We start from the raw sequence: 1,058 nt of genomic DNA on the forward strand, positions 1-1,058 counted from the left end.
GGCATCAGCGCAGTCAAAGCCCTGGGGATTGCAGCGGCCCAGGGACAGAGGATTTACACGATCACGCAGAAGGTCTACAACGACAACCCGGGCATTGTGAATACGGCGCTGTCAGCGCACAGCTGGGATACGCAGAACCGGGTGCAGCAGTCGCTGGATGCGGGGTATGAGGTGACGATCCACCAGAGCCCGATCACGGAGAGTGGGTGGACGGGGGCGGGGTACACGGCTATTGACCCGGCTACGGGGGCAGGGGCCTACACCATTGATGGGGGAAGTAATGGGGCGTTCTTTCTAGCTCTTTTTTTTGCAGTCTTGGCTTCCATTCTTACCGTCGCTTTGACCGCTGCTACTGGCGGATTGGCTGCGGCAGCTATTATTCCATTAATGTTGACAGGATTAAATTTTTTCTTTAAGCAGCTTATAAATCTTGACCCGCGTCTAGATTTTGTAATCCAGGTTGCAGAATTGGCGATAATTTTGTGTGGTGTGGTTCTTTTTGGTGTTGAGCTACTATTTTTGGATCTTGTTGTAGAAATTTTGCTCTTCTATTGGGCGTCTATTCAGATGGATCGTGCGCTTGCGGGATGTCGTGGAGTTCTTACGCCTTGTTAAGGTGGAGGATTTATGAAAAAAAAGAGCCCTCTTCATGAAAAGAATGGTCAAAGTTATGTGGGGATTGGTAAATTAATTCTCTGGATTTTGGTTGTTGTTGTTGTGTTCTTATTAAAACTCTGCGGTTTTGATGTGCAATATCCGACGGTAACCCCCTGATTGATTTTCCACTCAACCTGCGATATCAGCGCAAAAAAGCTCGATACCTGGAAAGCAAGGTTGGAGAACACCAAAACCCAGCTGCAGGCCAACAACCTGCAGAACCTCACGGGCGAACAAATCTCCGGCGACCTGCTCACCGCCACCATCTGGAGCTGGTTCGCTGCAGCAGAAAGCCATAACCGCCTGAGCCAGAACCAGGCAGGCATCGTGGAAAACCCAGGTCTCAGCTACGGCCTGTTCCACGCCGTGGCCGACCCTATCTACAGCTGGGGCGTGGTGCG

The 1,058-nt window shown here is 51.1% G+C and carries 2 protein-coding genes and 1 pseudogene; all 3 read left to right on the plus strand.

Annotated elements, in window-relative coordinates; genetic code table 11:
• A pseudogene (locus CBY09_RS23990) lies at positions 1-615 on the plus strand (hypothetical protein); the annotation flags it as partial.
• A 12-nt stretch (positions 616-627) separates the two neighbouring features.
• Positions 628-774: a hypothetical protein gene (locus CBY09_RS23935; protein ID WP_165773979.1), complete on the plus strand. Its 147-nt coding sequence runs from the start codon at positions 628-630 to the stop codon at positions 772-774.
• A 60-nt stretch (positions 775-834) separates the two neighbouring features.
• Positions 835-1,058: hypothetical protein (locus tag CBY09_RS23360; protein WP_240515829.1), on the plus strand; the 224-nt coding region annotated here is incomplete at its 3' end.

The sequence above is a fragment of the Acidovorax kalamii genome (assembly GCF_002245625.1).
GTDB lineage: Bacteria > Pseudomonadota > Gammaproteobacteria > Burkholderiales > Burkholderiaceae_C > Acidovorax > Acidovorax kalamii.